The sequence below is a fragment of the Streptomyces sp. NPDC088707 genome (assembly GCF_044752725.1).
GTDB lineage: Bacteria > Actinomycetota > Actinomycetes > Streptomycetales > Streptomycetaceae > Streptomyces.
Window position 1 is genome coordinate 1 of record NZ_JBIVLV010000009.1, and the last position, 26765, is coordinate 26765.

The 26765-nt window shown below is 69.8% G+C and carries 21 protein-coding genes and 1 pseudogene; 3 read left to right on the top strand and 19 right to left on the bottom strand.

Annotated features, from left to right (window positions below; genetic code table 11):
• Positions 1–134 precede the first annotated feature (134 nt).
• Positions 135–590, bottom strand: coding sequence for a hypothetical protein (locus ACIP84_RS25455; RefSeq protein ID WP_355967972.1), 456 nt, complete (start codon positions 588–590; stop codon positions 135–137).
• 296 nt (positions 591–886) lie between these two features.
• Here ACIP84_RS25455 and ACIP84_RS25460 point away from each other — a divergent pair, with 296 nt between their 5' ends.
• Positions 887–1252 (top strand): DUF1304 domain-containing protein, encoded by a 366-nt coding sequence (locus ACIP84_RS25460; protein ID WP_319310041.1) that lies wholly within the window; start codon positions 887–889, stop codon positions 1250–1252.
• A 5-nt stretch (positions 1253–1257) separates the two neighbouring features.
• On the opposite strand, the pseudogene ACIP84_RS25465 reads toward ACIP84_RS25460, so the two are convergent.
• A pseudogene (locus tag ACIP84_RS25465) lies at positions 1258–1353 on the bottom strand (DUF397 domain-containing protein); the annotation flags it as partial.
• A gap of 201 nt (positions 1354–1554) precedes the next feature.
• Between ACIP84_RS25465 and ACIP84_RS25470 the strand changes: the two are divergent.
• A complete protein-coding gene (locus tag ACIP84_RS25470) occupies positions 1555–1779 on the top strand; it encodes a hypothetical protein (RefSeq protein WP_401800554.1) in 225 nt (74 codons plus the stop codon).
• A 220-nt stretch (positions 1780–1999) separates the two neighbouring features.
• On the opposite strand, the gene ACIP84_RS25475 is transcribed toward ACIP84_RS25470, so the two are convergent.
• From ACIP84_RS25475 to ACIP84_RS25490, 4 genes are all read right to left on the bottom strand, one after another.
• The gene (locus ACIP84_RS25475; protein WP_401800557.1) at positions 2000–4216 is read right to left on the bottom strand and encodes a hypothetical protein; all 2217 of its coding nucleotides are present in this window, start codon (positions 4214–4216) and stop codon (positions 2000–2002) included.
• 175 nt (positions 4217–4391) lie between these two features.
• Positions 4392–4817 (bottom strand): DUF6113 family protein, encoded by a 426-nt coding sequence (locus ACIP84_RS25480; RefSeq protein WP_401800559.1) that lies wholly within the window; start codon positions 4815–4817, stop codon positions 4392–4394.
• Positions 4814–5704 (bottom strand): N-acetyl-1-D-myo-inositol-2-amino-2-deoxy-alpha-D-glucopyranoside deacetylase, encoded by an 891-nt coding sequence (gene mshB / locus ACIP84_RS25485; RefSeq protein WP_401800562.1) that lies wholly within the window; start codon positions 5702–5704, stop codon positions 4814–4816. The genes ACIP84_RS25480 and mshB overlap by 4 nt, the downstream gene beginning before the upstream one ends.
• A 36-nt stretch (positions 5705–5740) precedes the next feature.
• A complete protein-coding gene (locus ACIP84_RS25490) occupies positions 5741–5935 on the bottom strand; it encodes a hypothetical protein (protein WP_187622349.1) in 195 nt (64 codons plus the stop codon).
• Positions 5936–6116: 181 nt separating this feature from the next.
• Between ACIP84_RS25490 and ACIP84_RS25495 the strand changes: the two genes are divergently transcribed.
• Complete coding sequence (locus ACIP84_RS25495) at positions 6117–8309, top strand: prolyl oligopeptidase family serine peptidase (protein WP_401800565.1); 2193 nt, start codon at positions 6117–6119, stop codon at positions 8307–8309.
• A 1-nt stretch (position 8310) separates the two neighbouring features.
• On the opposite strand, the gene ACIP84_RS25500 is transcribed toward ACIP84_RS25495, so the two are convergent.
• From ACIP84_RS25500 to ACIP84_RS25560, 13 genes are all read right to left on the bottom strand, one after another.
• The gene (locus ACIP84_RS25500; protein WP_401800568.1) at positions 8311–9249 is read right to left on the bottom strand and encodes a hypothetical protein; all 939 of its coding nucleotides are present in this window, start codon (positions 9247–9249) and stop codon (positions 8311–8313) included.
• Positions 9250–9441: 192 nt separating this feature from the next.
• On the bottom strand, positions 9442–10602 hold the full coding sequence (locus ACIP84_RS25505; protein WP_401800571.1) for an ABC transporter ATP-binding protein: 1161 nt from the start codon (positions 10600–10602) through the stop codon (positions 9442–9444).
• The gene (locus ACIP84_RS25510; RefSeq protein WP_401800574.1) at positions 10595–11578 is read right to left on the bottom strand and encodes an ABC transporter ATP-binding protein; all 984 of its coding nucleotides are present in this window, start codon (positions 11576–11578) and stop codon (positions 10595–10597) included. Before ACIP84_RS25510 ends, ACIP84_RS25505 begins: the two co-directional genes overlap by 8 nt.
• Positions 11579–11584: 6 nt before the next feature.
• On the bottom strand, positions 11585–12580 hold the full coding sequence (locus tag ACIP84_RS25515) for an ABC transporter permease (RefSeq protein WP_355967945.1): 996 nt from the start codon (positions 12578–12580) through the stop codon (positions 11585–11587).
• Positions 12573–13496, bottom strand: a complete 924-nt coding sequence (locus ACIP84_RS25520; RefSeq protein ID WP_355967942.1) for an ABC transporter permease — start codon at positions 13494–13496, stop codon at positions 12573–12575. Before ACIP84_RS25520 ends, ACIP84_RS25515 begins: the two co-directional genes overlap by 8 nt.
• A gap of 105 nt (positions 13497–13601) precedes the next feature.
• Positions 13602–15227: an ABC transporter substrate-binding protein gene (locus tag ACIP84_RS25525; protein ID WP_401800578.1), complete on the bottom strand. Its 1626-nt coding sequence runs from the start codon at positions 15225–15227 to the stop codon at positions 13602–13604.
• 219 nt (positions 15228–15446) lie between these two features.
• Positions 15447–16535: a dipeptide ABC transporter ATP-binding protein gene (locus ACIP84_RS25530; RefSeq protein ID WP_355967936.1), complete on the bottom strand. Its 1089-nt coding sequence runs from the start codon at positions 16533–16535 to the stop codon at positions 15447–15449.
• Positions 16528–17586 (bottom strand): ABC transporter ATP-binding protein, encoded by a 1059-nt coding sequence (locus ACIP84_RS25535; RefSeq protein ID WP_355967933.1) that lies wholly within the window; start codon positions 17584–17586, stop codon positions 16528–16530. Before ACIP84_RS25535 ends, ACIP84_RS25530 begins: the two co-directional genes overlap by 8 nt.
• 12 nt (positions 17587–17598) lie before the next feature.
• Complete coding sequence (locus tag ACIP84_RS25540; RefSeq protein ID WP_355967930.1) at positions 17599–18546, bottom strand: ABC transporter permease; 948 nt, start codon at positions 18544–18546, stop codon at positions 17599–17601.
• Positions 18539–19471 carry an ABC transporter permease gene (locus ACIP84_RS25545; RefSeq protein ID WP_073909639.1) on the bottom strand — a complete coding sequence of 311 codons (933 nt, stop codon included), beginning with the start codon at positions 19469–19471 and terminating at the stop codon, positions 18539–18541. Before ACIP84_RS25545 ends, ACIP84_RS25540 begins: the two co-directional genes overlap by 8 nt.
• A 174-nt stretch (positions 19472–19645) precedes the next feature.
• On the bottom strand, positions 19646–21283 hold the full coding sequence (locus ACIP84_RS25550; protein WP_073909642.1) for an ABC transporter substrate-binding protein: 1638 nt from the start codon (positions 21281–21283) through the stop codon (positions 19646–19648).
• A gap of 582 nt (positions 21284–21865) precedes the next feature.
• Positions 21866–23767 (bottom strand): translational GTPase TypA, encoded by a 1902-nt coding sequence (gene typA / locus ACIP84_RS25555; protein ID WP_355967926.1) that lies wholly within the window; start codon positions 23765–23767, stop codon positions 21866–21868.
• A gap of 334 nt (positions 23768–24101) precedes the next feature.
• Positions 24102–26552, bottom strand: a complete 2451-nt coding sequence (locus ACIP84_RS25560) for an ABC transporter family substrate-binding protein (RefSeq protein ID WP_401800582.1) — start codon at positions 26550–26552, stop codon at positions 24102–24104.
• Between the last annotated feature and the right edge of the window lie 213 nt (positions 26553–26765).

The following is a 26765-nucleotide window of genomic DNA, read 5'->3' on the forward strand; positions in this document are numbered from 1 at the left end:
TGACGCACCACCGGAAGGAGCGACTCTCGGAAAGAGGGCGGTCCCACCAGAAGCCCACACACCCGGCCCACCCCAAGAACCCCAAGACCCGCACCACCCACCGGGCATCCCCGGCAGGTGGCCGTGGCCGTGGGTCAGACCTGCCAGTACTTGCGGATGTACCCCGTCAGCGTCGCGCTCGCGTGCGCGTGGTCCAGCAGGTTGACCTTGGCGTTCATCGTGCCGCCGCCCGTCGAGTCCTCGAAGTTCCCCTCACCCCGCAGGATCTTGAACGTGCCGGACGGATACACCATCGTGTCCGACGACAGCGGCGCGGAGAGTTCGTAGCTGATGAAGAGCTTGTCCCCGTCGCTCTCCGTCAGCGTCGCCGTCCCCTTGATGTCGTACTTGCCAGGGATGGTCGCGGTGCACGCCACCTCGTCCTGCGCCCAGGTCGCCCCGCTGACCGGCGCCCCGCCGGCGGTCCCCGTCCCGACCACCTTGTAGCCGTTACAGCCCACGGTGTCCGGGTGCGTGGTCGCGACCACGCCGAAGTTCACGCTGATGGTGACCGTGGGCGGGTTCTCGATCGCGAACGACGTTCCGGCCATCCCGCCGAAAATCATCGCCGATGCGGCTCCCACGCCCGATATGCGCGCAGCCCAACGACGAGCAGTTCCTGCCATGTCATCCCCCGGATATGATGCGGACTTTGTCCAACGAGGCCTGTGTGCAGGCCTGTTGCAGACAGTTTCCCGGTCCGAGGACTCCCCCGTCGAGCTTCTAAGACTATTTTCTGCTTTTTAGTTTGGGATCCGGAATTAACCGTTCGTTCGCGCGAACAGCTCTACGCAAGTCGTTGCGCGCCTTCCCCCGACCCCCGCCCGCCCGGCGGCACAATGCGGCCATGCCGCTGACCGCAGACATCCTCGTCGCCCTCGTCGCCCTGCTGCACGCCTACATCCTGGTGATGGAGATGTTCCTGTGGGAGAGGGAGACCGGCCGTCGCTTCTCCGGCTTCGACGCGAAGATGGCGCGCGACACCGCCGCCATGGCCGCCAACCAAGGGCTCTACAACGGCTTCCTCGCCGCCGGGCTCGTCTGGGGCCTCATCGCCGACGACCCGACCGCCTTCCGCGTCCGGGTCTTCTTCCTGTCCTGCGTCGTCATCGCCGGCCTCTACGGCGCCGCCACGGCCAACCGCCGCATCCTCTTCGCCCAGGCCCTACCCGGCGCGCTCGCCCTCTCCGCCGTCCTGGTCGCCCACTACTGAGACGCCTACTTCAGGCCGTCCACGAACCGCGCCCAGGCGACGGCGCCGAACAGCAGGGCCGGGCCGTTCGGAACCTTGGAGTCCCGTACCGGGACAGAGCAGTTGCTGCTCCTGTCAGGCCCGCCTCCTCGCGGGGGCGTTGCAGTTCCGCGCCGTACCTGCGGCGGGGTTCCGGGTTGTCCTCGATCGCCATCGGCGACCCCCTACGTGCCGGTCGCGTTGTCACGCGTGTACCCCTGTCGAGGCTAACGTGAGCGACGCCACTGTGTGACCGGAACAACACACAGAGCGAAAGGCTCGCGATGCACACCCCTCACGGCCCGGGCGCCTTCGTCGCCCATACGGGCACCGACGTCTACGGCCCCGGCAAGGTCATCGCCGTGGACGGCGCCCATCGACGGGTGCGGTTCACGCACTTCGTGGCGACGATCCACGCCTGCGACCTCCGGGCCGCCTCCGCCGCCGAGACCCGGGAGATCCAGGCCTGGCTGCGGGCCAAGCAGCAGCGGTACGGCGGTGAGTGGTGATCACCCTGCGCGTCTCCCGCGACGGCGGGCGCACCTGGTCGCCCCGCCGTACCTTCTGGCCGCGCCCCGGTCCCGTACCGGTCGAGTCCGCACTGCGCTATCCGCCCTGTGCATGTCCGGGGTGTGTCGCCAAGCGCGGTCCTGACACCTGACGTCCCCACGCACCGAGCCCCCGGCCGATGTCCGTCGGGCGGGGGCTCGGAACGCGTCGCTCGGGCTGTCAGCCCTTCGGGTTCAGGTCGATCGTCTTGGTGCGTTCGGCCTTGGTCTTGCCGAGCAGCGCCTCGCGCATCACGGAGGCCACGTCGTCGGGCGAGACCTCCTGCTTGGTGCCGTCGGCCTTGGTGATCATGATGCCCTTGAAGGCGCCGTCGAGGAGCCGCTCGATGGCCTTCGTGTCGTAGACGGCTTCCAGGCGGCCGCCGGCGGCCTTCATGGAGATGATCTGCGGCAGCGAGCGCGCCGGGCCGAACTGGATCTCCCTGCCGCCCGCCCGGATGGTGATGCGGTCGGACATCGCGGGCGTCGCGAACTCCCTCATCGCCCGGTCCACCTCGGCCTTGCTGATGCTCGGCTGGCGGTTGGTGACCGGCAGCTCGACGAGCTTGGTCTGGCCCGTCTCCACCTGGGCGCGGAAGGCGTCCCGGACGGAGATCATCGACCTCTGGACGTCGAGGCCCTTGCCGGGCTTGCCCTCGACGGGCGTCACCTTGTTCGGGGCGAACAGGATCGTGCCCTCGGTCGCCGACGCGGACGTGCCGGCCAGGTCGGCGAGGGTGACGGCGAGCTTCTCCTCGTCGACCGGGAAGACCGGCTTGGCGACCCGCTCGCCGCCGAAGAGGGAGCCGATGACCGAGACGGGGTTGTAGTCGCTGCCCGCGGCGGCGCGGACGGTCTCGACGCTGTCGAGCGCCAGGCCCGCCTTGTCCGGGGCGAGCTGGACCTTCTTGCCGCCGATGCCGAGCTGGAGCGGGGTCCCGGCGCGCTTGCCGAGGGCCGCGTCCAGCTTGTTGACGGCCTCCTCCTTCGTACCGCCGCCGATGTCCACGCCGAGGACCGTGGTCCCCTTCGGGACGTCGGAGTGGTTGAGGAGCAGCCCGGCGCCGTAGGCGACGCCGGCGAGGCCGAAGACTCCGGCGGCGAGGAGGACCAGCTTGGAGCGGCCCTTCTTCGCCGGGGCGCGGTTGGGGGCGGGTGCGGGGCGCGGCGCGGGGGCCGGGGTCGCCTGCTCCTCGATGCGGGGGGTGAGGTTCGGGCGGGCCGCCTTCGGCGGGACGACCGGGATGCCGCTGGTGAGGGTGTCGCCGGAGACGTGGCCGTTGCCACCGCCGTCGGCCGGTCGTCCCGGTCCGCGCTGTCCGCCGGGACCGCCGGGACCGCCGCGGCCTGCGGCGTTCGGCGCGGGGGCCTGCGGGGTGAGGATCGCGGTGTCGTCGGACATGCGGGGAGCGCCGCCGGGTGCTCCGCCGGGGAACGGGGAGCCCGTGCCCTGGCCCGGGGCGGAGGGTCCGGCGAGTCCGGCGAGTCCGCCCTGGCCCGGTCCGCCCAGCGACGCGGTGCCCGTGACCGGGCCCGTCGTGGGGCCGGTCGGCGCGGCGGGGCCGCGGTACGCGGGCGTGCCGCCGGCGGGGGTTCCGTCGTAGAGGGGGTTCCCGGCGCCCGGGTGTGCGGCGCCGGGGTTGCCGTCGTACCTCGGCGAGCCGCCGGCGGGGGTCCCGTCGTACAGGGGGGTGCCGCCCGCGGGTGTGCCGTTGTACAGGGGGGTTCCGCCGGCCGGCGTGCCCGTGTACATCGGGGTGCCGCCCGCGGGCGTGCCGCCGTCGTACAGGGGGTTGCCCGCGGACCTGCCCTGGGTGACCGGGCGGCTCGACGGGGCGTTGCCGACCGTCGGGACGCCGGAGGTCGCGGAGCCGGCGAAGCCGGTGCCCCGGTCGTCCGGTCCGGTGGTGGCCGGAGCGGGCTTCGGGGTCGGGGTGGGCGCGGGGGGCAGCGCGGGCTCGGGGGCCGGGCTCGGGGGCGCCGCCTTGCGGGGCGCGAACCAGTCGCTCGTCTCCTTCGCCTTCGGCGTCTCCTCGGCCTGCGGCGGCTCGGGGGCCGCCGGCTGCTCGGGCTCCGGCTCCGGGGCGGGAGCGGGCTCCGGTGCGGTGGCCGGCGACGCCGTGGGCGACTCGTTGACGGTGGTGCGGACCACGACCGGCGGGATCGGACGCGAACCCGGGATGTTGATCCGGATCCGGGTCGTCAGCGTCGTCTCGGTCTTGGGCTCCTCCGGCGGTGCGGGCGCGGCGGCGGTCTCCTCCGGCGCGTCCTGCGAGGGGTGGAGCGACGGATACTGGCGGGATCCGTACGGCGGTGTACCCGACGGGTACGCGGCTCCACCGCGCCCCTGGGCGCCGGAGGACGAACTGTCAGTCTCTCGACCAGTTTCACGACTCAAAGCAGGATCTCCCGGTTGGCTCCACCGCCCGCTCTTGCTGATGCTCGTATGACCCGGGCGGTTCGGCGGCGCGCACCACCATACTGGGCGCCGCCGTCACATAGCTGACCCGTGGGTGACTGACGACGGTCAATCCGGCCGAAGTCAGGGCGTCCGCGGACTCAAGTCGTCCTGTTCACGGGATCGGTCGGGGTAGCCGGGCCAGCGTGGTGCACATCACAGCGATCGCCATGCCGCCGAAGAGGAAGAGCAGCTCGCCGACGCCTCCGCCGAACGCCCCGTCACCCTCCGGGCGTCCGAAGCTGAGCAGGATGACGGCGACGAGCCAGCCGACGCCGCCCGCGACGACGCCGACCTGGGTCTCGGTGGCCCGCAGTCCGCCGTAGAAGAGGGCGGCGGTCGCGAGGAGGGCGAGGATCAAGCCGACGGGGAGCCAGGCGGCTTGGACGAGGGCGCCGGCGGTTCCGACGAGGACGCCGAGGACGGCGAGGCCCGCGTACCAGGCGAATCGGGCGTTACGGGAGACGGTGGACGCGGGGCGCGCGGTCGGTGCCTGGGACGGGGTGGGCTTCGCGGGCGTCGCGGGCGGCTTGGGGCTCATGCGCTCACTCCGGCGAAGAGGTCCGTCTCGCGGGTGCCCGCGGGGGCGCCGGGGACGCCTCGTACCAACTCGTAGTACTCGGTGGTGAAGATCGGCTGGCCGAGGTCGTTCGAGAGGGCGAAGAACGGTCCGTCGACCGCGACTTGGGTGGCGTGCGCGGCCATGGCGGCGCTCTTGCGGGCCGTGTGCTCCGGTCCCGCGTCGATCTCGGCGGTGATCCGGTCCTCGTCGACGACGCCGGGGACGTCGTCGATCGCGGCGGCGGCCGGGAAGGCGGAGCCCTCGGCGCGCAGCCGGGCGAAGCCGGCCTCGGCGACCGGGCGCGGGACCCGGTTCCAGTAGATCTTGGCGATCGTGTGGGCTGGTCCCAGGTCGGGGCGGTAGTCCGGGTGGGCGGCGAGTTCCGCGGCGCGCATGGCGACCCGGTGGGCCTGGATGTGGTCCGGGTGTCCGTAGCCGCCGTCGGGGTCGTAGGTGACGAGGACCTGCGGGCGGGTCTCCCTGATGACCTCGACGAGGTACGGGGCGGCGGTGTCGACGTCCGTGTTCCAGAAGGCGTTGGCGCGCTTGTTCTGTTCGACGCCCATCATTCCGGAGTCGCGGAAGCGCCCGGGGCCGCCGAGGAACCGGTGGTCGGTGACCCCGAGCTCGGCCATCGCGGCGGCGAGTTCGCCGACGCGGTACGGGCCGAGCCGGTCCTCCCGGTCGGGGGCCAGGTGGGCGAGCTCGGGCGGGATGACCTCGCCCTCCTCGCCGAGCGTGCAGGTGACCAGGGTGACGAGGGCGCCCTCGGCCGCGTACCTGGCCATGGTGGCGCCGTTGTTGATCGACTCGTCGTCCGGGTGCGCGTGCACGAGCAGCAGACGGCGGGCGGGGAGATCGGACATGTCCCCACCCTACGAGGTCGGCGCGCGGGGGCGCGCTCAGAACTTGAGGCCGCCGACCATGTTCGCCACGTTCGTGGTGAGGGTGCTGATGGACGGGGCGATGGACGAGCTCGCGAGGTAGAAGCCCAGGAGCGCGCTGACCGCCGCGTGACCAGCCTTCAATCCGGATTTCCGGATCAGAAGGAAGACGACGATCGCCAGCAGCACCACCACGGAGATCGAGAGTGCCACGGCGGTTCACCTCCACACTTCTTCGGTCGGATATTCGAGTGGTTCGGTCGATCAGCATGTGCCAGGGGGCAGGCCCGTCGGATGCATACCCACCTAGCGCTACGGATCATAACTATCCGTGCGGCCGCATCGATCGGCGGACGGAGGCACGAGGGGGGCGCACAGCGCTAGTTTCAGCCGCATGACCTCGTCTCGACAGCAGCCGGCCACACCCCCTGCCGGGCTCTCCTTCCCCCGCCGTCACGCCCGTACCCAGCGGTTCACCCTGGGGGTTGCGCGTGCCTTCTCGGTCTCCCCCGACGGGGAGCGCGTCGTGTTCGTCAGGGCCGCGTCCGGTGTGGACCGTACGCACCGGCTCTGGGTCCTCGACCTGCCCGGCGACGGCGGCGCGCCCGTGGAGCGGGTGGCGGCCGACCCGGAGGTGCTGCTCGCGGGCGGTGAGGAGGAGTTGTCGCCGCAGGAGCGGGCGCGCCGGGAGCGGAGCCGGGAGGGCTCGGCCGGTGTGGTGGCGTACGCGGTGGACGCGGCCGTGGAGTTGGCGGCCTTCGCCCTGTCCGGGCGGCTGTTCGTGGCGGAGCTGCGGGCGGGGACGGCGCGGGAGCTGCCGGTGCCGGGGCCGGTGATCGACCCCAGGCCCTCGCCGGACGGCCGCCTGGTCGCGTACGTCACGGAGGGCGTGCTGCGGGTGGTGGGCGCGGACGGTTGGGGCGACCGGGAGCTGGCCGTTCCGGAGGAGGCGCACGTGACCTACGGATTGGCCGAATTCATCGCTTCGGAGGAGATGACCCGGGACCGGGGTTTCTGGTGGTCTCCCGACTCGGACCGGCTGCTCGTGGCCCGTGCGGACGACCGGGCGGTGCGGCGCTGGTGGATCGCCGACCCGGCGCATCCGGACCGGGAACCGCAGCCGGTGGCGTATCCGGCGGCGGGTACGGCCAACGCGGACGTGCGGCTGTTCGTCATGGATCTCGCCGGGGCCCGCACGGAGGTGCTGTGGGACCGGGAGCGGTATCCGTACCTCGCGCGCGTGCACTGGTCGGCGGCCGGGGCGCCGCTGCTGCTCGTCCAGGCGCGGGACCAGCGGGAGCAGGTGTTCCTGGCGGTGGATCCGGAGTCCGGGGAGACGAGGACGGTCCGGGCGGAGCGGGACCCGGTGTGGCTGGAGCTGCTGCCGGGGGTGCCGGCGTGGGCTCCCTCGGGGCTCGGTGCGGGAGGTACCGGCGACGGGCGGCTCGTACGGCTCACGGACGAGACCGGGGCGCGGGCCCTGGCCGTGGGCGACGAGGTGCTGACGGACGCCGCGCTGCATGTCCGGGCGGTGCTCGACGTCGGGGAGGACGATGTCCTCGTGTCGGCGTCGGCGGGCGCGGGGGCGGCTCTCCCGGAGACCGGCGAGGTCCATGTGTACCGGGTGACCGGCGAGGGCGTGGAGCGGTTGTCCGAGGGCGTCGGCGTGCACGGCGCGGTGCGTTCGGGGGCGGTGACCGTGCTGGTGTCGGCGCGTCCGGAGACGCCGGGGAGCGTGGCGCGGGTGCTGCGGGACGGCGAGCCGGTCGCGGTGGTGGCCTCGTACGCCCAGGATCCGGTGCTCCGCGCGCGCGTGCGGCTCACGGAGGCCGGCGTGCGGCGGATCCCGTGCGCGGTGCTGCTGCCGTCGGGGTACGCGGAGGGCGACGGGCCGCTGCCGGTCCTGATGGATCCGTACGGCGGTCCGCACGGGCCGCGGGTGCTCGCCGCGCACAACGCGCATCTGACGTCCCAGTGGTTCGCCGACCAGGGCTTCGCGGTGGTCGTGGCGGACGGGCGGGGCACGCCGGGCCGCTCCCCCGCCTGGGAGAAGGCGATCGCCCGGGACTTCGGGCCGACCCTCGACGACCAGGTGGACGCGCTCCAGGGCCTCGCCGGGCGTTTCCCGCTGGATCTGGGGCGGGTGGCGATCCGGGGCTGGTCGTACGGCGGCTATCTGGCGGCGCGGGCGGTGCTGCGGCGCCCCGATGTGTTCCACGCGGCGGTGGTGGGGGCGCCGGTGACGGACTGGCGGCTGTACGACACCCACTACACCGAGCGGTATCTCGGCACTCCGCAGGACGATCCCGAGGTGTACGCGGCGCAGTCGCTGCTCACCGACGACGGGCTCTCCGCGCCCGAGGTGCCCGCGCGGCCGATGATGATCGTCCACGGTCTCGCGGACGACAACGTGGTCGTCGCGCACGCGCTCCGGCTCTCTTCGGCTCTCCTCGCGGCGGGCCGGCCGCACGAGGTGCTGCCGCTGTCGGGGGTCACCCACATGACGCCGCAGGAGCAGGTCGCGGAGAACCTGCTGCTGCTCCAGGTGGACTTCCTGAAGCGGTCCCTCGGCGGGACGCGGGGCTGAGTCACCAGCCGGGCGGCGGCGGGTAGGGCGGGGCCGGGGGCGGCATCCCGGCCGGCGGGTACGGGCTCGGCGCGCCGGCGGGGGCGCCGCGTCCGGCGAGCAGGACGAGCACGGCGATGCCGGCGAGCAGACCGAAGAAGGCGGTGAGGACGCTCAGCCGGGCGGTGCTCGGGAGGTCCGCGAAGTCGCCGATCAGTTCGTAGCGGGTGGTCCTGGCGACCTCGGCGAGGCCGCCGGCCGCCAGGAACGTTCCGGCGAGCAGACCGAAGGCCCGGCTGTGGCGGGCGCGTAAGAAGGCGGAGACGGCGGCGGTCCCGTACAGGGCGACGAGGACCACCGACAGCCAGCCGGGCGGGGGCGCGAGGGCCGCCTTCATGATGGACCGGCCGCCGGTGAAGCGGTCGACGGTGATCTCCAGGGGCAGTTCGGTGGCCCAGTACAGCTCCCACAGGGTCACGACGAGCGCGGAGGCCGCGAGGAAGGCTCCGGCGGCGACGGCGGGGCCCGTACGCGGGCGCGTGGGGAGCGGCTCGAGCGAGGCGGTGGCCGGTCGGCGGCCGACGGCGGCGGTGACGATCACACCGGCGGCGAGGGCGAGTTCGAGGAGGGCGGTGACGAGGGCGCCGCTGTCGGGTTCCCAGAGGCCGGGCAGGCGCAGGGCCAGCGTGACGGTGCCGGTGGCGGCGAGCGCGGAGGCCGCGTGCCGGGAGCGGATCGCGGCGGCCGCGGCGACGGCGGAGACGACGAGCAGCACGGCGTCGATCAGGGAGGTGGCGGACCGTCCCCGGATGAGGAAGTGGTGGTCCCCGGCCCAGTACCAGGCGAGGTCGACGGGTGAGCCGAGCGCGGCGAGATCCTTGAGGATCCACACGGCGGCGGTGAGGGCGAGCGCGGCGCAGAGCGCGGCGCCCGTGAGACGTGCCGGTCGTGTCACAGTCACGGTCCCGATACTCACGGTCGCCATCAACGGAAACAAGCGGTTCCGCGAAACCTGTGGGGCGCGGGGAACACATGGGTCCGGGCCGGGGCGACATGGCGCGCCCCGGCCCGGTTCACGGCACCCGCACGGCCGTACGCTGTGCAGTCTGGCCTGTTCGTATATCGGAGCCGATTCGGTGAAGTTGCCTGCGCGTTAAGGCGATTCGGGCTTCCTGAAGGGGTCGGCGCCGTCGTCCGGCGGTGCCCCTGGGCCGTCGGCGCCGGGCCCGGGCCGTGTCCCGGGGCCGCCGTCGCCGGTCTCCGGCGGTGCCCCGGGGCCGTCGCCGGTCTCCGAGGGGACGACGTGCTTCTCCTCGGCGAAGTGGCAGGCCGAGTCGTGCTTCGCCGGGCTGTCCGTGAGGCGGAAGACGGCCGGGACGGCGAGGAGCGGGACCTCCAGGGCGCAGCGCTCCTGGGCCTTCCAGCAGCGGGTGCGGAAGCGGCAGCCGGAGGGGATGTTGGCCGGGGAGGGGACGTCGCCGGTGAGGATGATGCGCTCGCGGTGGGCGCGCGCCTCGGGGTCGGGGACCGGGACGGCGGAGAGCAGCGCCTGGGTGTAGGGGTGGGTGGGGTGGTCGTAGATCTGGGCGTCGCTGCCGATCTCGACGATCCGGCCGAGGTACATGACGCCGACCCGGTCGGAGATGTGCCGGACGATCGACAGGTCGTGGGCGATGAAGACGTACGACAGGGAGAACTCGGACTGGAGGTTCCCCATCAGGTTGATGACCTGGGCCTGCACGGAGACGTCGAGGGCGGACACGGGTTCGTCGGCGACGATGATCTCGGGCTGGAGGGCGAGGCCGCGGGCGATGCCGATGCGCTGGCGCTGGCCGCCGGAGAACTGGTGCGGGTAGCGGTTGATGTACTCGGGGTTGAGGCCGACGACGTCGAGGAGGTCCTGCACCTTGCGCCGCCGGTCGCCCTTGGGGGCGACCTCGGGATGGATCTCGTACGGCTCGCCGATGATGTCGCCGACGGTCATGCGCGGGTTGAGCGAGGTGTACGGGTCCTGGAACACCATCTGGATGTTGCGGCGGACGGCCTTGAGCGCGCGGGGGGAGAGTCTGCTGATGTCCTCGCCCTTGTAGCGGATCGAGCCGGACGTCGGCCGTTCGAGGTTGACCAGCATCTTGGCGACCGTCGACTTGCCGCAGCCGGACTCGCCGACGATGCCGAGGGTCTCGCCGGCGTGCAGGTCGAAGTCGACGCCGTCGACGGCCTTGACCGAGCCGACCTGCTTCTTGAAGACGATGCCCTGGGTGAGGGGGTAGTGCTTGTGGAGGTCCCGGACTTCGAGAATCGCCTCAGCCATGGAGGCACTCCTTCCAGAAGTGGCAGGCGCTGGAGCGCTTCACCGGGGACTCGGTCACGTCGTAGAGCGGGGGTACGTCGGTGCGGCAGACGTCCTGGGCCATGGGGCAGCGGGGGTTGAAGGCGCAGCCCGGCGGGATGGCGAGGAGGTTGGGCGGGAGTCCCTTGATCGCGTAGAGCTCCTGGCCCTTCTGGTCGAGGCGCGGGATGGAGTCGAGCAGGCCGCGGGTGTAGGGATGGGCGGGGGCCTTGTAGATCTCGTGGACGGGGGCGTGTTCGACGATCCGGCCGGCGTACATGACGGCGATCTTGTCGGCGACGTCGGCGACGACGCCGAGGTCGTGGGTGATGAGGATGAGGCCCATGTTGAGTTCGCGCTGGAGCTCGGCGAGGAGGTCCATGACCTGGGCCTGGACGGTGACGTCGAGGGCGGTGGTGGGCTCGTCGGCGATGATCAGCTCGGGTTCGAGGGCGAGTGCCATCGCGATCATGATGCGCTGGCGCATGCCGCCGGAGAACTGGTGGGGGTACTGGCCGACGCGTTCCTTGGCGGCGGGGATGCGGACCCGGTCCATCAGTTCGACGGCCTTGGTCTTGGAGTCCTTGCGCGACATGCCCTTGTGGACCTGGAACATCTCGCCGAGCTGGTCGCCGACGCTGAGCACGGGGTTGAGGGAGGACAGCGCGTCCTGGAAGACCATCGCCATCTTGGCGCCGCGGATCTTGCGCCGCTCGTCCTCCTTGAGCTTCAGCAGGTCCTGGCCCTGGAAGAGGATCTCGCCCTGACTGATCTTGCCCGGGGGGATGTCGAGGATGCCCATCACGGCCTGGGCGGTGACGGACTTGCCGGAGCCGGACTCGCCGAGGACGGCGAGGGTCTCCCCCGCGTCGACGGAGTAGTCGACGCCGTTGACGGCCTTGGCCACGCCGTCGCGGGTGTGGAACTCCACGTGCAGGTCGCGCACTTCGAGCAGCATGGGTCCCTACCTCAGCTTCGGGTCGAGGGCGTCGCGGACGGCGTCGCCGAGCATGATGAAGGCGAGCACGGTGATGGCGAGCGCGCCGGCCGGCCAGAGCAGCATGTGCGGCGCGTTGCGGATGTACTGCGACGCCGAGGAGATGTCGATGCCCCAGGAGACGGTCGGCGGCTTCAGGCCGACGCCGAGGTAGGACAGGGTCGCCTCCAGCGCGATGTACGTGCCGAGGGCGATGGTGGCGACGACGATCACCGGGGCGATGGCGTTGGGCGTGATGTGGCGGAGCATCATCCGGGAGTTGGAGGCGCCGAGGGCCCGGGCCGCCTGCACGTAGTCGTTCTGTTTGGCGGTGATGACGGAGCCGCGGGCGATGCGGGAGAGCTGCGGCCAGCCGAGCAGCACCATGAAGCCGATGACGGGCCAGACGGTGGAGCTGGTCACCACGGAGAGGAGCACCAGGCCGCCGAGGACGACGGGGATGGCGAAGAAGACGTCGGTGATCCGGGAGAGGACGCCGTCCCAGGCGCCGCCGAAGAAGCCGGCGAGTCCGCCGAGGATGCTGCCGAGGACGGCGACGCCGAGGGTGGCGAGGACGCCGACGGTCACGGACGTCCGGGCGCCGTAGACGGTGCGGGTGTAGACGTCGCAGCCCTGGCCGTTGAAGCCGAAGGGGTGGCCGGGCTGGGAGCCTTCCTGGGCCTTGGAGAGGTCGCAGTCGAGGGGGTCCCCGGAGGCGATCAGCTGGGGCCAAATGGAGATGACGACGAGGAAGAGGATCACCAGCGAGGAGATGATGAAGATCGGGTTCCGGCGCAGGTCGCGCCAGGCGTCGGACCACAGGGAGCGGGGCTTCTTGTCGGCGCCGGTGCCCATCGGGCCGCCGGGCGTCTTCTCCAGGGTCTCGGCTTCGGCCGTCGCGAGGTCGGACGCGCCGCCGGCGCCGGTGGGCGCGATGGCTCGGCCCTCTTCGTACGACTCAAGCGGCTCGGGCTGCTCAGGCATAGCGGATCCTCGGGTCAAGGACGGCGTACAGGAGGTCGACCAGGAGGTTGGCCAGCAGGAACACCAGCACGAGGATGGTCACGAAGCCCACCACGGTCTGGGTGTTCTGGCGGACGATGCCCTGGTAGAGCTGGTAGCCGACGCCGTGGATGTTGAAGATCCGTTCGGTGACGATGGCTCCGCCCATGAGGGCGCCGACGTCGGCGCCGATGAACGTCACGACGGGGATGAGGCTGTTGCGGAGCAGGTGCCGGCTGATGACCCGGCGGCGGGGCAGGCCCTTGGCGACGGCGGTGCGGACGTAGTCGGCGCGCTTGTTCTCGGCGATCGAGGTCCGGGTGAGCCGGGTGACGTAGGCCAGGGAGACCGAGGCGAGGACCAGGCCGGGGACGATGAGTTCGCTGAAGGTGGCCTCGGGTGAGACGGCCGGTTTGATCCAGCCCCATTTGACGCCGAGGAGGAGCTGGACGAGGAGGCCGGTGACGAAGGTCGGGACGGAGAGGACGACAAGCGTCAGCAGCAGGACGCTGGTGTCGACGGGGCGGCCGCGCTTGAGGCCGGTGACGACGCCGAGGCTGATGCCGATGACGATCTCGAAGAAGATCGCGACGATGGTGAGCCGGATCGTGACGGGGAAGGCGCTGGCCATCAGTTCGGTGACGGGCTGCCCGTTGAAGGCGGTGCCGAAGTCTCCGGTGAAGACGTTGCCCATGTAGGTGAGGTATTGCTGCCAGACGGGCTTGTCGAGACCGAACTCCTTCTCCAGCTGGGCGGCGGTCGCCGGGTCGCACTGGCGGTCGCCGCACAGTCCGGCGATGGGGTCGCCCATCACGTTCACCATCAGGAAGATCAACAGCGTCGCGCCGAAGAAGACCGGGATCATCTGCAGCAGCCGCCGGATCACGTATCGACCCATGGGGGGCTCCGGGGGTTGGCTCCGGGGAGAGGGTGGGGGAAGGCGTACGGCCCGGCGGCGCGGGGGTCCGCGGGCCGGGCCGTACGCCGCCGACCTGCTACGACGTCAGTTGACCTTGATCTGGTCGTAGACCGGGACGCTGAACGGGTTCAGTGAGACGTTGCTGACCCGCTCCGAGTAGCCGGCGCTGCCGTTCTGGTACCAGAGCGGGATGGCGCCCATGTCGTCCCTGAGGACTTCCTCGGCCTGCTGGAACAGTCCGATGGCCTTCGCGGTGTCGGCCTCGGCGTTGGCCTGGTTCACCAGCTTGTCGAACTCGGGGTCCGAGTACTTGCCGTCGTTGGACGAGGCGTTGGTGAAGTACAGCGGCTGGAGGAAGTTCTGGATGAGCGGGTAGTCCATCTGCCAGCCGGCCCGGAACGGGCCGTCCATCTTCGACTGGGTGACCTGGTTGCGGAAGTCGGCGAAGGTGCCGACCGGGTTGCCGACGCAGGCCTTGTTGTTGCCGAGGGCGCGGTTGATGGAGTTGCAGACCGCGTCGACCCATTCCTTGTGGGAGCCGGTGTCGGCGTTGTACGAGATCTTCATGGTGCCGCCGGGGATGCCGCCGCCCTCGGCAACGAGCTTCTTCGCCTCGTCGGCGTCGTACTTGCAGAAGTCGCCGCAGATGTCCTTGAAGCCGCCGTCCTCGCCGAGGACCGGGGAGGTCCAGTCGACGGCGGGGGTCCGGGTCTTCTGGAAGATCGTCTCGGTGATCTGGTTCCGGTCGATCGCCATGGAGAGGCCCTGGCGGAGCTTCTCCTGTCCGGGCTTGTTCCAGGCCGGGTCGTAGAACGGGAAGGACAGGGTCTGGATGATGCCGGCGGGGACGTTGATGTACCGGTCGCCGAGGTCGGCTTCGACGTTCTTGAGCTGGGAGGCGGGGACGTCGTCGACGAGGTCGAGGTTGCCGGCCGTCAGGTCGGTGTAGGCGGTGTTGTTGTCGGTGTAGACCTTGAGGGTGATGCCGCCGTTCTGGGCCTTGTCGGCGCCGGGGTAGCCGTCCCAGCGCTTGAGGGCCATCTGGGAGCCCTTGGAGTACGAGTCGACGGTGTACGGGCCGTTGCCGACGGGCTTCGAGAGCCAGGCCGCGTGGTCCGTGTAGAAGGCCTGCGGGAGCGGGGAGAAGGCGGCGTAGCCCAGGGTGATGGGCCAGGTGGAGAACTTCTGGGTGAGCTTGACCGTGAAGGTCTGGGGGCCTGTGACCTTGAGGCCCGACATGGTCTCGGCGGTCGGTTCGCCCTTCTCGGGGTGGACCTGGTCGTAGCCCTCGATCTGGCCGAAGAAGTAGGCGTTCTTCTGGTTGTTCTTCAGATGGGCGCCGTAGTTCCAGGCGTCGACGAAGGACTTGGCGGTGACCTTCTCGCCGTTGGAGAAGGTCCAGCCGTCCTTGACCGTGATGGTGAAGTTGGTCGAGTCGGTCGTCTCGATCTTCTCGGCGAGCATGTCCTTGGCCTCGCCGGTCTTCGGGTCGTACTGCTTGAGCCCTCGGAAGATCATGGAGAGGACCTTGCCGCCCTGGACCTCGTTGGTGTTGGCGGGCTCCAGCGGGTTCTGCGGGTCGCCCCACGAGGAACTCACGATGCCGTCGGCCCCTCCGCCGCCGCTGTCGTCGCCGCCACCGCAGGCGGTCGCCGCGAGGGCGACTGCGGTGGCCAGAGCGGCCCACTTGGCGTGCGTGGCTCCGCGCATGGAGTGCCTCCCGAATGTCCTAAGTCTGACTTAGGCCCCAATATCACCCGATATTGACGGGGCTGCACTTTTACGGCCGCCGGACGGTGCCCGGGAGGGGCCGAGGTTCCGGAGTCCCGTAGTCCCGGCTTTCCGGAGTCCCGGGAGCGCACGGCGAAGGGCGCCCCGTTCCGTACATACGGAACGGGGCGCCCTTCGAGGTGTCTGCCGGTCGGTGCGTCAGTGCACCGGCACGACCTGCTTCTCCTCGGCGAAGTGGCACGCCGAGAGGTGGGCGGCCGGGGTGTCCTGGCCGTCGAAGCGCGTCGGGATCGCCAGGAGCGGCGTCTCCTGCGAGCACCGCTCCTGCGCCTTCCAGCAACGGGTGCGGAAGCTGCAGCCCGACGGCGGGTTCGCCGGCGAGGGGACGTCACCGGTGAGGATGATCCGCTCGCGGTGCGCGCGGGCCTCCGGGTCCGGCACCGGCACCGCGGAGAGCAGCGCCTGGGTGTACGGGTGCGTCGGGTGCTCGTAGATCTGCTCGTCCGTACCGATCTCGGCCATCTTGCCGAGGTACATGACGCCGACGCGGTCCGAGATGTGCCGGACGATCGACAGGTCGTGCGCGATGAAGAGGTAGGAGAGGTTGAACTCGTCCTGGAGCTTCCCCATCAGGTTGATGACCTGCGCCTGGACGGAGACGTCCAGGGCCGAGACCGGCTCGTCGCAGATGATGATCTCCGGGTTGAGCGCGAGGCCGCGGGCGATGCCGATGCGCTGGCGCTGACCGCCGGAGAACTGGTGCGGGTACCGGTTGATGTACTCCGGGTTCAGACCGACGACGTCGAGCAGCTCCTGCACCTTGCGGCGCCGGTCGCCCTTCGGAGCCACCTCGGGGTGGATGTCGAAGGGCTCGCCGATGATGTCGCCGACCGTCATACGCGGGTTCAGCGAGGTGTACGGGTCCTGGAACACCATCTGGATGTTGCGGCGGACGGCCTTCAGGGCGCGGCCGCCCAGCTTGGTGATGTCCTGGCCCTTGTAGAAGACCTCGCCGGCGGTGGCCCGCTCCAGGTTCATCAGGAGCTTCGCGACCGTGGACTTGCCACAGCCGGACTCGCCCACGATGCCGAGGGTCTCGCCCTGGTAGAGATCGAAGGAGACCCCGTCCACGGCCTTGACCGCGCCGACCTGCTTCTTGAAGACGATGCCCTGGGTCAGCGGGAAGTGCTTCTTCAGGTTGCGCACCTGGAGGATCGGCTCGCCGCGGCCCACGGGGGCCTCGACGGCGGCGGCCACGGCCTCGTCGTTCTTGCTGAGGTCAGCCATGGATCGTCTCCTTCCAGAAGTGGCAGGCGCTCGTACGGCCCGGAAGATCCGCGCCGTCCTGCTCGGTGACCGGCACCAGGGCCGGGATCTCCGTACGGCAGATGTCGTCGGCCTTGGGGCAGCGCGGGTTGAAGGCGCAGCCGGTGGGCACACGGAGCAGGTTGGGCGGGAGGCCCTTGATCGCGTAGAGCTCCTGACCCTTCTGGTCCAGGCGCGGGATCGACTCCAGGAGACCCTTGGTGTAGGGGTGGGCCGGGCGCTTGTAGAGCTCGTGGACCGGCGCCTGCTCGACGATCCGGCCGGCGTACATCACGGCGATCTTGTCCGCGACGTCGGCGACGACGCCGAGGTCGTGGGTGATCAGGATCAGGCCCATGTTGTATTCCTGCTGGAGCTCCGCGAGGAGGTCCATGACCTGGGCCTGGACGGTCACGTCGAGAGCCGTGGTGGGCTCGTCGGCGATGATCAGGTCCGGCTCCAGGGCGAGCGCCATGGCGATCATGATGCGCTGGCGCATACCGCCGGAGAACTGGTGGGGGTAGTCGGAGACCCGCGCCTTGGCGGCGGGGATCTTGACCTTGTCCATCAGCTCGATGGCCTTGACCGTGGCGTCCTTCTTGGACAGGCCCTGGTGCACCCGGAACATCTCGCCGAGCTGGTAGCCGACGCTGAGGACCGGGTTGAGGGAGGACAGCGCGTCCTGGAAGATCATCGCGATCTTCCGGCCGCGGATCTTCCGGCGCTCCTCCTCGGACATCTTCAGCATGTCCTGGCCGCGGAAGAGGATCTCGCCCTGCGGGATCTTGCCGGGCGGCATGTCGAGGATGCCCATGATGGCCTGGGCCGTGACGGACTTGCCGGAGCCGGACTCGCCGAGGACGGCGAGGGTCTCGCCGGCGTTCACCGAGTAGTTGACACCGTTGACCGCCTTGGCCACACCGTCACGGGTGTGGAACTCGACGTGCAGGTCACGGACTTCGAGCAGCGGACCGGTGTGGCCGGCGCCGTCGCGGGGCGACGGGACCGTCGCGGTGTTGTCGATGATGGTCACCTTTACGCCCTCCTAGCGCAGCTTGGGGTCGAGGGCGTTGCGGACGGCTTCGCCGAGCATGATGAACGCCAGAACGGTGATGCTGAGCATGATCGAGGGCCACAGCAGGATGTGCTGCGCCACTCGGATCTGGTCGACACCGGTGGAGATGTCCACGCCCCACGAGACGGTCGGGGCGGCGAGGCCCAGACCCAGGTAGGACAGGGTGGCCTCGGCCGAGATGTAGCCGCCGAGCGCGATGGTCGCGACGACGATCACGGGAGCCATGGCGTTCGGCAGGATGTGCCGGAAGAGGATCCGGCTGGTGCCGGCGCCGAGGGCCTTCGCCGCGTGGACGTAGTCGGCGTGCTTGACCGTGATCACGGCGCCGCGCATGACGCGGGCCATCTGCGTCCAGCCGAGGAACGCGAGGGCGAAGACGACCACCCAGACCGTGCGCTCGACGAAGGACTGCAGGACGACCATGGCGCCGAGCAGGAACGGGATGCCGAAGAAGATGTCGGTCAGGCGCGACAGCAGCGCGTCGATCCAGCCGCCGAAGTAGCCGGCGAGCATGCCCATCACACCGCCGACGAGCGTGACGATCGCGGTGACGGTGACGCCGACGATGATCGAGGCACGGGTGCCGTAGATCAGTCGGGCGTACACGGAGCGGCCCTGGCCGTCGTAGCCGAGCCAGCCCTCGGAACCGATGCTGCCGAGCTCCGGCTTGCCGAGGAAGTGCTTCACGAGGTCGCCCTTGGTGGGCGACGCGCTCGTGAAGAGGCTCGGCCAGGCGGCGACGAGGAGCAGGAAGAAGATCAGCACCGACGCCACGAGGAAGTACGGGTTGCGGCGCAGGTCGACCCAGGCGTCACCCCAGAGGCTGCGGGCCTTCTCCGGCTTGGCCGGAGGAGTCACGTCGGCGGGAAGCGCGACGGCGTCCTCGACGGCGGTCGCGGTCTTGGTCACGTCAGGCATACCGGATCCTCGGGTCCAGGACCGCGTACAGCAGGTCGATGAGCAGGCTGGTGACCAGGTAGATGATCACCAGGATGGTGACGAGGCCGACCAGGGTCGACCCTTCACGCCGGGTGATCGACTCGGCGATGAGGCCACCGACGCCCTTGATGTTGAAGATGCGCTCGGTGACGACCGCGCCGCCCATGAGGGCGCCGATGTCGGTGCCGAGGAAGGTGACCACGGGGATCATCGAGTTGCGCATGAGGTGCACGCCGATGACGCGACGGCGGGGCAGACCCTTGGCGACGGCCGTGCGCATGTAGTCGGCGCGCAGGTTCTCCGCCATGGAGGTACGGGTGAGCCGGGCGACGTAGGCGAGTGAGAGACCGCCGAGCACGATGGCCGGCGCGATCATCTCGGACACCAACTGGTCGTTGCTGACGTTCGGTTCGATCCAGCCCAGCTCGAAGGCGAACACCATCTTGATGATGAAGCCGAGGACGAAGACCGGGATCGAGATGATCAGCAGCGTGAAGATCAGGATCGCGTTGTCGGCGAGACGGCCGGCCTTGAGACCGGCGATGATGCCGAGGCCGATGCCGAAGACCAGCTCGAACGCGAACGCCAGGGCGGCGAGCTGCAGAGTGACGGGGAACGCCTCACCCAGTACCTCGGTGATCGGGCGACCGTTGCGGATCTGGGTCCCGAAGTCGAAGTGCAGGATGATGTCGGTCATGTAGTTCCAGTACTGCTGCCAGAGCGGCAGATCCAGTCCCAGATCGTGTCTGATCCTCGCGAGGGTTGCGGGGTCTGCGCCCTTGTCCCCGAACATACCCGCCACGGGGTCGCCGGGCAGGCTGTAGACCATGAGGAAGATCAGCAGGGTGGTCCCGAGGAAAACCGGGATCATCTGGAGCAGTCGTCGTGCGACATAGCGCCCCATCATGCCTCCGTTGAAATATGACAGCAGCAACCGACGGGCCCTCCCTCGGCAGCCGCGACCCGCAACGGGTACGCGAATGTCGTGGAAGGGCCCCCCAGCCACATACGTAAGGCGCCGAACGCGGGGCTGACATCCCGTCAGCCCCGCATCGGCAGGCGGACTACGCTTGGGTGATTACTTCTTGACCTCGACGCCGGTCAGGATCGGGTCACCGTCCTGGCCGTACGCCACGCCCGAAACCTTCTCGGAGTAGCCCGCGTTGACCTTGTAGTACCAGAGCGGGATGGACGGCATGTAGTTGACCAGGTCCTTCTCGATGGCCTGGAACTGCTTCACCGACTCGTCGAGGGTCGCAGCCGAGTCCGCCTTGGCGATCTTGGCGTCGAGCTCCTTGTTGGTGAAGTCACCCTGGTTGCCCGCCGCACCCGTACGGAACAGGTCCGAGATGAAGTTGGCGTTCACCGGGTAGTCGAGCACCCAGCCGGAGCGGTACAGGGACTTGACCTGCTTCGTCTTACGAGCGGTCAGGTCGGCCTGGAAGTCCGGCTTGCCGTCGCCGACGCACTGGACGTCGGTGGCCTGCTGGATGGAGTTGCAGACAGCGTCCACCCACTCCTTGTGGCCACCGTCGGCGTTGAACTGGATGGAGATCTTGTTGTTCGGGACGCCACCGCCGGCCTTGATGAGCTCCTTGGCCTTCGCGGGGTCGAACTTGGTGACGCCGGCGCCACCGTCCTCCTGGAAGCCCAGGACACCCTTGGCGACCCAGCCGGTCGCGGGCTCACGCGTACCCTGCAGCACCGTCTTGGTGATGGTGGCACGGTCGATCGCCATCGACAGACCCTGGATGACGCGCGGGTCGATCTGCTTCGGCTTCTTCCACTGGTCGGCGTAGAAGGCGACGGCGATGGTCTGGATCGCGGAGTACGGCTGGTCCACGGCGCGGTCGCCGAGGTCCTGGCGGTAGACCGGGAGGTCCTTCGGCGCGATCTGACGGAGCACGTCGACGTTGCCGGACTTCAGGTCCTCGTACGCGGCCTCGAGGGTGGTGTAGTTCTTGAAGACCACACCGCCGTTCTTCGCCTTGTTCGGGCCCTTGTAGCCGTCGAATCGAGTGATCTCGATCTTCTTCTTGTGGTCCCAGCTCTTGAACTTGTAGGGACCGTTGCCGACCGGCTTCTGGCCACCGGCAGCGGGGTCCTTGTAGAAGGACTCGGCCAGCGGGGCGAAGACGATGTAGGCGAGCTTGTGGCCGAAGTACGGAACGGCCTTGGTGAGCTCGATCTTGAAGGTGGTCTCGTCGACGACCGTCAGACCGTCCATCTTCTCGGCGGTGGGCTTGGCGCCCTCGGCCTCGGGGTGGACCTTGTCGTAGCCCTTGATGTCCGCGAACCACGAGGACAGACCCTGGGCGTTCTTGACGTTGGCGTTCCAGTTCCACGCGTCCACGTAGGACTTGGAGGTCACCGGGGTGCCGTCGTGGAAGGTCCAGCCCGGCTTCAGCTTGACGGTCCACGTCTTCGAGTCCGTCGTGGTGACCGACTCGGCGTTGATCATCTCCAGGGAGCCGTCAGCCTTGTAGTCGACCAGGGTCGAGAACAGGCCGGCCATCACGGCGGAGCCGTTGGACTCCATCGTGTCACCGGTGAGCAGGGGCTTCTCAGGCTCGCCCAGCTCGATGGAGAAGATTCCGTTCGGGTCAACAGCGCCCTTGGCGTCGCCGCTGTCGCTCTTACCCCCGCCACAGGCGGTCGCAGCAAGGGCAACGATGATCGCGCCCGTTACCCACTTGGCGCTCTTGGCACCGCGCATGGGTTCCTCCTCATGAGTCCACTTTTGTCACTACAAGAGGGGCACTCCGAGTTCTGCCGACACCCCTGACGGCATTGCACTCAAGTGCCCCGAGTGTGCTCGTGAGTCGGCACTCCCCACAGTGCGTGACCCATTGACCCGAGCTCAATGGAGCCAACTATTAAGTACGTCCGGGCTGTAAACCACACTTAAGTGGTCTCGTTTTGACAACATCACCACACCCCCGGATACCGAAATCCGGACAAACTGAGCACAGACAGACACCCCCGAAACGGACCGTTAACACACGTACCGGAGAGCGATGGCCGATATGCGGACACCGGCACTCTGAAATGGAGTTGACGGAAGTTGACGAAAAGCCCGGACTCCCACAGTCCCTGTGGGGGTCCGGGCTCCGGTGTCGACGTCGCGTAGAACCGAAAGCGGGGTAGATCACAGGAACGTGATCTACCCCACTGTCATCGGCGGCATGCGGCCGAACTCAGCCGATCTTCGGCCGGCTCAGCCGTACCATTTTCAGCCAACTCGGGCGTACCGCCGCTCCGGCGGTACTACCGATCCGGCCGTGCCGTGCGGCTCCGCTCAGCCGTTCTTGGCGCGGGAGGACGCACGGCCGCGCGCGTTCTGGTCCAGGATCACCTTGCGGATGCGCACGGCCTCCGGGGTGACCTCGACGCACTCGTCGTCGCGGCAGAACTCCAGGGACTGCTCCAGGGAGAGCTTCCGCGGCGGGACGATCGCCTCGAAGGAGTCGGCCGAGGAGGAGCGCATGTTGGTGAGCTTCTTCTCCTTGGTGATGTTCACGTCCATGTCGTCGGAGCGCGAGTTCTCGCCGACGATCATGCCCTCGTACACCTCGGTGCCGGGGTCGGTGAACAGGACACCGCGCTCCTGGAGGTTCGTCATCGCGAAGGCGGTGACGGCACCGGCGCGGTCGGCGACCAGCGAGCCGTTGTTACGGGTCGTCAGCGTGCCGAACCACGGCTCGTGGCCCTCGTGGATCGAGTGGGCGATGCCCGTACCGCGGGTGTTGGTGAGGAACTCCGTACGGAAGCCGATGAGGCCACGGGACGGGACGACGAACTCCATGCGGACCCAGCCGGAGCCGTGGTTCGACATGTTGTCCATGCGGCCCTTGCGGACACCCATGAGCTGCGTGACCGCGCCCATGTGCTCCTCGGGCACGTCGACGGTGAGGCGCTCGACCGGCTCGTGGACCTTGCCGTCGACGAGCTTGGTGACGACCTGCGGCTTGCCGATGGTGAGCTCGAAGCCCTCGCGGCGCATCTGCTCGACCAGGATGGCGAGCGCGAGCTCACCACGGCCCTGGACCTCCCAGGCGTCGGGACGCTCGGTGTCGAGGACGCGGAGCGAGACGTTGCCGATGAGCTCGCGGTCCAGGCGGTCCTTGACCTGCCGGGCGGTGACCTTGCGCTGCTTGACCGCGGACTTGGCGTCCGCGCCCTTGCCCGTGCCGCCGCGGCCGACGAGCGGCGAGGTGTTGGTGCCGATGGTCATGGAGATGGCCGGCTGGTCGACCGTGATCAGCGGAAGCGCGATCGGGTTCTCCGGGTCGGCCAGCGTCTCGCCGATCATGATGTCGGGGATACCGGCGACGGCGCAGATGTCACCGGGGCCCGCGACCTCGGCGGGCTTGCGGGTGAGCGCCTCGGTCATCATCAGCTCGGTGATGCGGACGTTGGAGATCGTGCCGTCACGCTTGATCCACGCGACCGTCTGGCCCTTGCGCAGCTCGCCCTGCTCGACGCGGAGGAGCGCGATACGGCCGAGGAAGTTGTCGGCGTCCAGGTTGGTGACGTGGGCCTGGAGCGGCGCCTCCTCGTCGTACACCGGGGCCGGGACGTGCTCCAGGATGGCGGAGAAGAAGGGCTCCAGGTTGTCGCTGTCCGCGGGAACGGTGCCGTTCTCCGGCTTGGTCAGCGAGGCGACGCCGTCACGGCCGCAGGCGTAGACGATCGGGAACTCGATCTGGTCCTCGTCCGCGTCCAGGTCGAGGAAGAGGTCGTAGGTCTCGTTGACGACCTCGTCGATCCGGGAGTCCGGGCGGTCCGTCTTGTTGATGCAGAGGATGACGGGCTTGCGCTGCTGGAGCGCCTTGCGCAGCACGAACCGGGTCTGCGGGAGCGGACCCTCGGAGGCGTCCACGAGGAGGACGACCGCGTCCACCATCGACAGACCGCGCTCGACCTCGCCACCGAAGTCGGCGTGGCCGGGGGTGTCGATGATGTTGATCGTGATCGGGGCCCCGCCGTCCTTGGGGTGATACTTCACCGCCGTGTTCTTGGCGAGGATCGTGATGCCCTTCTCACGCTCCAGGTCGTTCGAGTCCATCATGCGGTCGTCGAGCTGCTGGTGGGCGGCGAAGGCACCGGCCTGCTTGAGCATGGCGTCGACGATGGTCGTCTTGCCATGGTCGACGTGGGCGACGATGGCGACGTTACGGATGTCGTGGCGCGTGGGCATGGGTGCTTGCGCTTCTCTCGGATCGTGGGATGCGGCGTCAGTTCCTCGTACGCCCGCCGGGCGGACGCGCCACGGCTATGTCCTATGGTACGGGGCTGCCGCGCAAGGGGCTTCCCCGGCCAAGATCCGAGAAGTCGTCCTGCGAGGGGGCAAGGGTGTGGGGGAGGTCGTGCTGAGGTCGTGCGACCGGGTCAAAGGGCCGACGCGATCCTGCCCGCCGGGATCACCGGCGGGCAAGGAAATTGAGCTGGTTCTGAGGTTGTGACCTGCGGTTTCAGAGCTTTCAGGGGCTTTCCGCGCGTTCGGTGTGCCCCAGAGGGACGGCCCGGTCGCCTCAGGGGGTGCGCTCGGCGCCCTTGGAAGTCTCCCGCTTCTTGAAGCCGATGTCCTGGTAGCGCGGACCGGCCAGGCCCCAGGCGCCGGCGTTCACCAGATCAGCCTTGGCGGCGACGAGCTGCGGGCGCTGATAGAGGGGAATGGAGCCGGCGGCCGCCCAGATCCGGGCGTCGGCCTGGCGCACCAGCTCGCGGGCCTCCTCCTCGTCGAGGGTCCCCGCCGCCTGGTCGAAGAGCTGGTCGATGCGGTCGGTGCCGACCCGCGAGTAGTTCTGCTCGACCAGGAGGGAGCCGTCGGAGGCGGGCTCGGGCTTGGCGAAGATCGGCCGGGCGTCGGTCGCCGGGAAGGCGGAGGCGGGCCAGGAGTAGAGGGCCAGGTCGTAGTCGCCCGAGGCCACGTGGTCCTTGAAGAAGCTGTCGTCGGAGACCTTGGTGACCTCGGTGCGGATGCCGACCGCGTCGAGCATCCGGACGATGCGGTCGCCGACCGCCCGCAGCGCCTCGGAGCCGGGGCCGGACGGCAGGACGAAGCGGAGGCTGAGCGCCTTGCCGTCCTTGCCGAGGGCCTTGCTCGCCTCGGGCGCCGTCACGGGGGCGGCGGTGCCGCGCGGGGCGTAGGCCCCGGCGACGCCCTTGTCCGTGCGCGCGATCGTCTGGGCGGCGTGGGCGCCCGTTCCGGTGTCGAGTGCCTCGGCGCGGGCGAGGAGCGCGGCGCTCTGGCGTGCGGCCGCGGGGGCCGGGGCGAGGATGTCGGTGCCGTTCTCGGGGCCGCCGGCGCCGATGACGGGGGCGGGGGCGGCCGGCTGCTCGCCCGGCTTGTCGTCGCCGACGATGTAGAGGCCCTCGTCGGACGCGGTGTCGGCGGCCTGCTTCTTGGCGTCGGTGGAGGCGGCGGTGTCCTTGGCGGCGTCCTTCTTCGCCCCTTCCTTCTCGGCGCCTTCCGTCTTCGCGCCGTCCCCGTCCGCCTTCCCCTTTTCGCCGGCCTTCTGCTCCGCGGCCTTCTTCTCGGCCTCGCTGCCCGCCTTGGTGCCCGCCTCCCCGGGCTTCCTGGCCGCGCCGCCGGGGACCCAGCCCGCGTCGGCGAGGAGGGCCCGCGCCTCCGCGGTGTCCTGGCTGCCGAGGGCGTCGCTGCTGTCCGCGTACGCGGCCTGGCCGGCGAGGGCCAGGTGGCTGCCGGGAGGGTCCGCCGGGAGGCCGAGGGGCTTGAGTACGGATTCGGCCAGTTCCCGGCGGTTGATCGCGCGGGCCACCGCGCGCCGTACCCGCTCGTCGGCGAGCGGCCCGGACTCGCCGTTCAGCGAGAGCTGGGTGTAGGCGGGCTCCAGGGACTTGCGGACGACGTACTTCGCCAGGGTGTCCTGGGCGGTCGCGTACGCGGCGATGGCCTGCTGGTTCTTCTCGCGGGCGGCCTGGACCTCCTCGGCCTTGTCGTCGTCGGAGCCGTGGGCCAGCGCCCAGGACTTCAGGGCCTTGGACGGGGTGATCGAGGAGCCGGGGCCGTGGGCGAGGGCGGCCTGGGCGCCGTTGCGTCCGGCGCGGGCGTCGCGGAGGGCGAGCGAGATGCGTTCGGCGGTGGACCGGTCGATCTCGGCCAGGTCGACGGTGCCCGCGGCGAGGGCGTCCGCCCGGTCGGGGCGGGCGACGGCCTTGAGGACCATGCTGTCGAGCTTGGCGGGCTGTCCCCACCAGCGGGGGTTGCGGGCGAGGGTGACATCGCCGTTCTTGCGGTCGATCGCCTTCAGCAGGAACGGTCCTGCGGTGGCCTTGAGGGTGGTGCGGGCCCCGTCGTTGAAGGAGTTCGGGGAGCCCATCACCTGCTTCGGGTAGAGCGGGGTGAAGAGGGACTGCCAGTCGGCGTAGGGCTTGGAGAAGGTGACCCGTACCTCCAGGTCGTTCTTGCCCCGCTCGATCTTCTCGATCCGCTCGTAGCCGGAGTTCCGTGCGGTCCAGTACGCGGTGTCGCGGCCGCTCAGCGCGCGCCACTGGGCCACGAAGTCGGCCGCCCCGATCTCGCGTCCGTCGCTCCACACCGCCTGCTGGTTGAGCTTGTAGAGGACGACCTGCTTGGGCTCCGTCTCGACGACCTGCGCGGTCTCCAGGTAGTCGGGGTTGAGCCGCGGCCGGCCCCGCTCGTCGATCGTGTAGAGGGAGGGGAGCACGGCCCCGGCGATCCGGGAGGTGGTGCCGTCGGCGTCGGCCTGGAAGGTGTTGAGGGTGGTGGGGAGCGCGTCGACGGCCCAGCGCAGGGTGCCGCCGTCGGCGACCTTGTCGCGGGCGGCGGGCGCGTTGTCCTGGGCCGCGGCCCGGGCCTCGTCCGCCTCGTCGGAGCTGCATCCGGCGAGGACGGTGACGGCGAGGACGGCACTGGTCAGGGTGGCGACGGAGCGGAGCGTGCGGGAGCGGGGGCTCCTGGAGCATGTCCTCCCGCGAGGGGCGCCGATCTGGGACATGACTTGTACCCCTTCGTCCAGATTCATTCCATTTGGAGATGATCACACCTATTGCTCATACACTGAAAAGGACGGAACGGATCCGGCCACGGCGACACGGCGGCACGTCCGGAAAACCCCACTCGTGCGGCCCAACCGCCGGAGAAGGAGCGCTCCGGACGAGTGGAATCCCGTGCACATGGCTTCCCAAGCGGGAATGTGACGCGCGACACT